Here is an 8,889-nt window from a genome sequence, read left to right as displayed (position 1 = left end):
AAATTGCCCTACCCGAAAATCATCCATCCCTTGCCACTCACCTCAACAACCTAGCTTTATTATTAGTTAAAAGAAAGCGCCCGAAAGAAGCGTTCAAACTGATGCTCAAAGCCAGCAAAATCCAAGATAAAACTATCCAAGTTATCTTTGCTTCTAGTTCTGAAAGCGATCGCCTCACCCATATCCAACAAAAAGTCAGACCTAATCTTGAGCATTTCCTATCCTTAGTCTACAAATATCTCTCCCACTCCCAAGCAGCAAAACAAGCAGCATTAAATCTTGTCCTCAAAAGGAAAGCTCTAACTGCAACTGCTCTTGCTGCTCAAAACCAAGCTGTATTCAGCGGGCGTTATCCTCAACTCCAAGAAATTTTCCCACAGTGGCGACAAAAGTGCGACGAACTTTTAGCATTTACCTATGAAGTACCCCCACCAGAAAAACGGGAAGCTCACAAACAACAGTTAGCTCAACTGCAAAAAGAATGTAATGAGTTAGAAAGACAGTTAGCGCGAGAGGTGCCAGAAATTGCCATGCAGGAACAAATTGGCGACAGAAGGGCAGTAGCGTTAGAGTTACCAGAGGGGGGGAAGTTGTTGGAGTTCGTGCGGTTTCGAGTCATTGATTTTCAGAAGAATAGTTGGCAGGAGGCCCGGTATCTGGCGTTTGTTTTAGCTCAGGGAAAACCTTCTGAGGTGGAAATGATCGATCTAGGGGAGGCAGAAAATATCGATCGCTTGATTTCTGTGTATCGAGAGTCGGTGATGGAGTTGCCAGAAGCTTCTGTGGAAGTTCCTGCGGAGAGTGGGAGATCCCCCCAACCCCCCTTTCTAAGGGGGGCTAAGATGGGAGAAGCAACTCTGGAAATGTGGGATTTGCAAAAGGATGAATCCCCCCAACCCCCCTTGGTAAGGGGGGCTAAGATGGAAAGGGGATCTAAGTCTAACTCTAACTCTGTTCACAGTTTCCCCTCTTCACAAGAGGGGTCTCAAAATAGTAGCAGATCCCCCCAACCCCCCTTTCTAAGGGGGGCTAAGATGGAAAGGGGATCTAAGTCTAACTCTGTTTACAGTTTCCCCCCTTCACAAGGGGGGGCAAGGGGGGGATCTCCAATGGGAGCAACTTTAAATATGTGGGATGACGAACCCGACTCTACTGAAACACCTGCAAAATATTATGTCTATGACTCCCAACCAGGTAAGCAACTACGAAAGGCAGTTTTTGATAAATTGCGGGATAAGTTGGCAGGTTGCAGTCATTTAGTAATAGCTCCCGATGGGGATTTAAACTTGGTGCCATTTCAGATTTTGCCAGAGGATGATGAGACAACATTGCAGGATAAGTACAACATTAGTTATGTCAGCGTCGGGCGAGAATTATTGCGTCGTCGTATCAAAACTAAGGGTACACCAAACCAACCATTAATTATTGCCGATCCTAATTTTGATTGGTCTCAGAATAATAATACAGATATTCCAAAACAACAGGAAAATCTAGCTGTTTCTGGTCTGAATGCTAGTCAAATGTTCGGAACTCTTGCCAGTGTAAGATTTGAACGAGTGAAAGCAACGGGTGATTTTGCCGAAACTATTGCGCAACAGTTAAGAGTCAAACCTTTCTTGCAAAATGAGGCAACAGGCGATCGCCTGCTCAAATGTCAATCCCCCAAACTGCTGATAGTTGCTACCCACGGTTATTACTCCGAGAGAAGGAAAGAATATTTCCGTTTATTGATAGAGTTGCTGAAATCTTCCCAGGAAGAGGAAGCGGAGATATTAGCAAAAAATTATGGTTTCCTTGATGAAGAGTTTGTGACAATTATTGAAGCGTTGCGAGACTCGGAAGATATTGATAAAAAAATCAGAGAATGGTTAGGAGCGATATATTCTCTGGTGAAACAACAAATAAACACCACTACAGCAAAACCCCCAGTTAATAACATCGAAATTGAAACCTTCAAACAAAACCGCCACCAAGCAAAAGTCGAAAACCCGATGATGCGTTCCGCTGTTGCTTTTACTGGTGCTAACACCTGGTTTTCTGGCGGCAAACTACCCGAAAATTTCCCAACAATGGTATTTGCTCAAGATATTGCGGGAGTTGACCTCTGGGAAACAGACCTCACGATTTTAATTGCCTGTCAAAGCGGGTTAGGAGACGTGCAAACGGGAGAAGGAGTATTCGGGTTGCGTCGTGCTTTTGCCGTCGCCGGAAGTAAAACATTAATAATGAGTTTGTGGAGCGTGCCAACATTAGCAACCATGTTATTAATGGAGCAATTTTTAGATTATTTAAACGCAGGTATTGGTCGTGCCGAAGCATTGAAAAAAGCGCAGAAATATATTATTAATGTTACTGTTGGAGAGTTACAAAAAAGTCAATTAGGTCGCGATATTTTAGCTGAATTAAACTTAGGAAATAATCTGGAAATTGACACTAAACCATTATCTCATCCTTATTTTTGGGGAGCGTGGATATGTCAAGGAGAAGTTGATAATTTTCAGATGTAATATCATGTCCGGTTGAATAGTTATAATTAAAGCTTGTAGTTGGGCTTTAGCCCTATCTACAGTTCGGGCTAAAGCCCAACTACAAACAAAAACTTTTTTATCACTGATTATCCGGACATGATATAAATAATCATTTTTTCCTTGCTTGACGTCGGGTTTTCTTTTCTATTATCTTAACTCTAATTTCCTCGTATCCTAGAGGGGAGGAGTTGCTGCAATTTCGCCAGGCGATACCATTATGTTCTTCTACTAACTGCTACTCACAAAACTCGTTAAAATTCCTAAAATTTTCGGTAAATTCTTAACAGAATATTCTTCCAAATCAACCGTTATAGTTTGATATTTTAACTCTAAAAACTGCCAAATAGTTCCAGTAGTAACAACCCCATAAATTAGAGAAATTTCCTTATTTTCTCTTTGATTAAAAATTTGGGCGGCAACCATTTCTGCCATACATTGAGCTAAACCTGACTTAATATTATCGTTTTTTGCTTCCACCAAGGCAACAACTGGCGCTTCAATCAAAAGTTGTAAGGTGGAACAGCTAATAATAAAATCACAAAAACCATTCAATCCCTGTTCAGAATCAACATTAAATTCTACACCGGAAAAAATGCTTATTTGGTTGTTTAACTGTTTTTTAATTGCAAATAAAATCGGCGCAATAATTAACTCCGAACGTGCTTTTTCTGTACCAATAGCAACAGCTAGTGGTAAGTAATATTGCAATGCTTCTTGTAAAAATTGACTCGGTGGAATTTCTGGCAAGTTATTAAACTTTCCCACGGTCTCAACTATAGTTAAATTAAAGGTTTTTTGTAACTCTTCTATAGTGAATTTACTGTAAGGCATGGGTTTGAATTTTAGGGGAATATTCAATAATTAATAATTAATTATTAATTATTACCTCTCCTTGAAAAGAAGAGGATTGACTAATCATGAAAATTTTTATTTATTATCCCCTTAAAAGGGGAGGCTTTAAACCAAAATTTTTCGGTAAAGTATTATATCAAATCCGCTTAATTCAGTATAAAAAAATGTTCCATCTTCAGTTATTGCTAAATTTTTCTATATCTCCCCATCTCCCTATCTCCCCACCCTCTTTAATCTAAATTACACCAATGCTACCGGATTTGATATTAATTCATTTACAGGACTTACCCATATAGATAAACTTTTTTCTGAAAACTCTAAAAAAACATTTACATCAATATATTCAGCAATTTTTATCGCTTCTTATCTCGTTTTTAATTCTGCCACTAATCCTTGTAAATCATCAGTCGTAGCGATAAAATACTCGATTTCATTTTCCCAAAAACGCTCAATTTTTAATCTAATTAATGTTTTCATTAAATCACACCTCACGCGGCAATACAATAATTAAATTCATTCATTTACTTACTTGTTTCTAATAACAATGGTTTAACAATAAGCAATCAGCTATAAATGTTTAGAAGGGATTCTGTTATCCTCTCCTCAACCTTCCGGTTTATAGAAACTAGGGATTTAAACCCTGTAGGGGCGAATGGCCATTCGCCCCTACAAGCTAATAGTTAATAGCTAGTTAAACACCCATTAAACTAAGCTCTTCAGCAAGAGCATCTATAGTGAAGCGAATTTGCTCCTCTGTATGATTACAAGTGATAAAAAAGCGTAACCTAGCTGCATTTTGCGGTACAGATGGGTAAAACATAAACGGAACATTAATCCCTCGCTTAAATAAATTTTGGGACAATATTACCGACTTAATAGATTCACCTACAATAATAGGTATAACTGGAGAATCTTTACTCAGACCAGTATTAAGTCCCCGCTCGCGAGCGCACTGCAAAAATAGTCGAGACCTTTCTTGTAGTCGTGCCACCCTTTCCGGTTCCCTCTTCAACAACCGAATAGCAGCTAATACTGATGCTGTATCTGGTGGAGAAATACCTACACTATAAACAAATCCTGGAGAAGTATACTTAAGATATTCTACTAATGCTTTACTACCAGCAATATAACCACCGCAACTAGCAAAAGACTTACTCAGAGTACCCATCCATATATCAACATTATTAGGATTAATCCCAAAATACTCACTAATTCCACGACCATGTTTACCAATAGTACCGATAGAGTGAGCTTCATCTACCATTAGAAAAGCTTTGTAATGTTTTTTAATCTCAATAAATTTTGGTAAATCTGGAATATCACCATCTGTACTATACACACCCTCTATAGCAATAAGTACCCGCTTATAACGATGACGGCGATCGCGCAATAACCTATCTAAAGCTTCCCAGTCATTGTGAGGGAAAGCAATAATAGTTGCTCCTGATAATAAACAACCTTGAAAAATACTATTGTGACTTAAAGAATCATGGAGAATTAAATCATTTTGTCCGAACAAATGACTAATAGTAGTTACATTAGTAGCATGACCTCCGACAAAAAGAATACTATCTTCTACACCGATAAAATCAGCAATTTCTCTTTCTAATTCCTGATGTAATGGCTTTTCTCCTGATAATAATCTACTAGCAGAAACGGAAGTACCATAATGATTAATAGCTTCCTTCGCAGCATTAGATACGAAAGAGTCGCCACACATACCTAAATAATTATAGGTAGCATAATTCACCAGTTCTCTACCACCAATAACTGTAGTATTATTATTAATCCGTTCTTGAGGTATAAAGAAAGGATTGCCAATACCAGTAGAATTAATATCTGCTAATTGCTTTTGCAGTTGTAGATATTCTGGATAGAGGTCAAAATTATAATACTCTAAAGGAATTTCTTCAGTTTCCGTAGTTGGATTAGAAGTTGAGACTTCAACCTCATCTTCTAATTTTTTGTGAATATTTGGCCCTGTATCCTCGGAGGTGTCCTCGACCAAATATTCAGCCAAGGACTCAATGGTGGGATAATCTAACAAAAGGGTAGGAGGCAGTCGCCGACCCAGAAGATTTTCTAGTTCTCCAGAGAGATTGACCACTTCAATAGAGTTAAGACCATAATCAGTAAAATCCCGTTCAATATCTATCTCATTGATTTCCAGTTCTAGCCGTTCAGCTAATTGGGAGACCAACCAGGACTTAATATTTTCTCTGACTGGAGATAATTGTGGGATTTGCAAGGCAGGGTCTCGATCATTTTTCACTAAAGACAGATGTTGGCTGTCTTGCTCATTCATAAGCTGGTTCAACAGTTTCATTGTTCACTCCTGCACCACATTAAAATTGCTTGTCACTTAGTTTTGTCTAGTAGCTTATATGCAATAGCACATATTGGGGTAAAAAAGTCCCTCTGAAAAATCAGAAATTTGATTTCTGATTTATTGAGACCAACTTCTAACTTGTAAAAATTACCTAAAATAGCTAACTATTTCAACTGATTGACCCCTCAAAAAAAACACTGTGGAAGGCATGATGCTTATTTTGCCATTATCTTGTACGAAGTAGGGAGAACCAGCCATCAGAAGTCAGAAGTCAGAAGTCAGAAGTTAGAGGTTAGAAGTCCAGTAGGTTGGGTCGAATGAAGTGAAACCGAACAAAGCTTTATCCTTAATGACTTACGCAAAAGATGAAGCTAAATTTATAGAACCCATTTAGGGTCTATTAGACATCTCCAGAAAAGAGGGAACAGGGAACACTTAACTGGGAACATGGGGGAGTAATTGATAATTTCTGGATAAGAATTGATTTGATTTTTCATTTTTGGAGAAGTCTATTGAAAAATAGATGGTGTAATGAGGAGATGGGGTGATGGGGTATTTTTCCATCTTTTCAGTGTATTTCCTATATCTACAGACGACTCCGTACCTCAAAAATTTAGTCCCTGGTAAAGATACCAAATGGGTTCTATAGGGGTTAACGGCAGCTCCGAATATGAAAACCCCTACTAAATGACTTGCTGATTAAATCTAAAAGCACTGAAGAATAAAGGTTTTAGCCTTTTGGGAGCAAAAATAAAGTGCAAATTTTTAAGCTTGAGTGACCAAAAAGTTAGGATCAAAGACGGACAAGCACAGAAAGATCAAGGGACAATTATTCCTCCTACTTTCTCTATCTCTCCACCCTCCCGACACTCTGGTTTTTTCTGCAAACCCTACATAAGTTGGTTATGGGTAAGTCTTTTTGTTGGGTTTCATTCCTCAACCCAACCTACACTCTGACTTCAATAAAACCTTATTTATTCAAATATTTGTAGAGTTCCAGCTAAAAAACCTTCGCGACAAGCATAACGCTGAACTTTCCCACTAGAAGTTTTGGGAATAGCTCCCGGTTTAAGCAACAATATTTGATAAATTTGTAAATCGTGATTTCTTGACACAGACCGTTGGATAGATTTGATTAAGTCCTGAGAATTATCAGAATTTTCCGTAGCAGACTTACCATTACGCTGATTAAAAAAATCAACCTCTACCGAATCAACATATTGATTAGTAGGGTAATACTTTTGAGTTGTGACTTGTAACTTTTGACTTCCACGAATGAGTTGACGAAAATTACGTTCTACCTCAGCTACTACTACTAAACGTTCTTCTCCTGCCACTTCTACAGAAAAGCTAGCAATACAACCTGGTCTAATCAGGGGGTGACTTTGCTCGACTGTCCATTCAATATCTTGAGGGTAATGATTCCGACCATTAATAATAATCACATCTTTGAGACGACCCGTCACAAATAATTCCCCACCCTCCAGAAACCCTAAATCTCCAGTTCTCATAAATGGCTTTTGTTCAGGTGCTTCAGCTAAATAAGCCTCAAAAGTCTCCTTCGTTTCTTCTGGTTTGTGCCAATAACCCCGAGCAATACTTGGCCCGGAAACCCAAATTTCTCCTACTTCTCCCTCAGCACAAAGAGTTAATTTTTCTGGATGAACAATTTTAATCTGTTGGTCTGGCAAAGTTTGACCACAACCTACTAATGTTTTTGTTCCTTCTGTTTGAGAAACTAAGACGATCTGGTTTTGTTCTAATGCACTTGTCGCAATAGTAGTTTCTACTGGTGGAGAAAGTTTATTACCCCCAGAAATAATTAGAGTAGCCTCTGCCATCCCATAGCAAGGATAAAAAGCTTCCCGGCGAAAACCACAGACAGAAAAGGTATTAGTAAACCGTTCTAACACTTCGGCACTAATGGGTTCGGCACCATTAAAAGCTACCTCCCAACTACTTAAATTTAAGGTTTCTATCTGTTCCGGCTTAATTTTACGGACACATAAATCATAAGCAAAGTTTGGTCCGCCACTGGTAGTGCCTTGGTATCGAGAAATAGCTTGTAGCCAGCGCACCGGACTTTGGAGGAACATTAAGGGAGACATGAGCATGACAGGAAAGCCTCCATATAGGGGTTGTAATATTCCACCGATTAAACCCATATCGTGATAGGGAGGTAGCCAAATTACTCCTTTACTTTGGGCAGAATGTCCAAAACATTGATGGATCAGACCAGAATTATGCAAAAGGTTCTGGTGAGTAATCATTACCCCTTTTGGTGTGGCTGTAGAACCGGAAGTATATTGGAGAAAGGCGAGAGTATCCTCATTAATATTGGGTTCTTGCCATTTCTCGGCAAAATTGTCAGGGATATGGTCAGTTGCTAACCAACCTAAATTATCTAATTCTGGAGTTTCTGAGGCACGACGTTCTAGACTAGAAACGATAGAATGAGTTGTTAAAGCTATTTTGGCCTTACTATCTCTAATAATTGTTTGGATACGGTCTAGGGAACGATTTGGTCTGGGAGGGTAAGCGGGAACTGCTATGACCCCAGCATAGAGACATCCAAAAAAAGCAGTAATATATTCTAGTCCCGGTTGATAGAGCAGTAGGGCAACTTCTCCTGGTGGACATACTGATTGGAGATAGGCAGCGATCGCCCGTGAACGTTGTTCTAGTTGTTGATAGGTAAGGTTAATTTCGTCTGTTTCTCCATCTATTAAGAAGCTATAACCTATTTGTTCGGGGTTTTGGATAGCTCTGTTTTGTAATAAATCTACTAATGTTTTAAATTTTTTATCTAAACTATTCATTTTATTTTTGATAGGAAAAGACAACGATAATAGGAAAGGCACGACACAAATTTTAACGCAGATGTAGGGATAATTAAGTAGCCAAACATAATTAATTGTTAAATAGATTATTTTTTTATTGTTCTGATTGAAATTTTCTCGTTTTCAACCATTTTTTTTAGTTATTTCTAGAGAGTAAATTTGGCTAGATAAGACTAGCCAAATCAACATATAATTTTTTTCTAATAAACATCTCTAATAAAAAATTTAGGGAGGTTCTATGGAACATTCCTACAGGAGTTTAAGAAAAGGTTTATATAATACCAGTTTGAAAAAAAGTCTTGATTTAGGTGAAATTTAAATTATTAAATAATTAATACAG

At 38.3% G+C, this 8,889-nt stretch carries 4 protein-coding genes; 1 reads left to right on the top strand and 3 read right to left on the bottom strand.

Annotated features, from left to right (window positions below):
- On the top strand, nucleotides 1-2,507 hold a 2,507-nt coding region (locus ACP6PM_RS02755; RefSeq protein WP_426581629.1), incomplete at its 5' end, for a CHAT domain-containing protein.
- A 249-nt stretch (nucleotides 2,508-2,756) separates the two neighbouring features.
- On the opposite strand, the gene ACP6PM_RS02750 is transcribed toward ACP6PM_RS02755, so the two are convergent.
- From ACP6PM_RS02750 to ACP6PM_RS02740, 3 genes are all read right to left on the bottom strand, one after another.
- Nucleotides 2,757-3,359: a hypothetical protein gene (locus ACP6PM_RS02750; RefSeq protein ID WP_426581627.1), complete on the bottom strand. Its 603-nt coding sequence runs from the start codon at nucleotides 3,357-3,359 to the stop codon at nucleotides 2,757-2,759.
- A 712-nt stretch (nucleotides 3,360-4,071) separates the two neighbouring features.
- Nucleotides 4,072-5,685, bottom strand: coding sequence for an aminotransferase class I/II-fold pyridoxal phosphate-dependent enzyme (locus ACP6PM_RS02745; RefSeq protein ID WP_426581625.1), 1,614 nt, complete (start codon nucleotides 5,683-5,685; stop codon nucleotides 4,072-4,074).
- Nucleotides 5,686-6,683: 998 nt separating this feature from the next.
- The gene (locus ACP6PM_RS02740; protein ID WP_426581623.1) at nucleotides 6,684-8,528 is read right to left on the bottom strand and encodes a fatty acyl-AMP ligase; all 1,845 of its coding nucleotides are present in this window, start codon (nucleotides 8,526-8,528) and stop codon (nucleotides 6,684-6,686) included.
- Nucleotides 8,529-8,889 lie beyond the last annotated feature (361 nt).

Source organism: Dapis brunnea BLCC-M229 (genome assembly GCF_050015995.1).
In the GTDB taxonomy this organism is placed as follows: Bacteria; Cyanobacteriota; Cyanobacteriia; order Cyanobacteriales; family Microcoleaceae; genus Trichodesmium.
Note: the sequence above shows the minus strand (reverse complement) of the source record. Positions and strands in the feature narration are given on the sequence as shown.

Coding starts and splice junctions, on each gene's coding strand:
- ACP6PM_RS02750 (WP_426581627.1), bottom strand. CDS start 3,359: ATGCCTTACAGTAAATTCACTATAGAAGAGTTACAAAAAACCTTTAAT.
- ACP6PM_RS02745 (WP_426581625.1), bottom strand. CDS start 5,685: ATGAATGAGCAAGACAGCCAACATCTGTCTTTAGTGAAAAATGATCGA.
- ACP6PM_RS02740 (WP_426581623.1), bottom strand. CDS start 8,528: ATGAATAGTTTAGATAAAAAATTTAAAACATTAGTAGATTTATTACAA.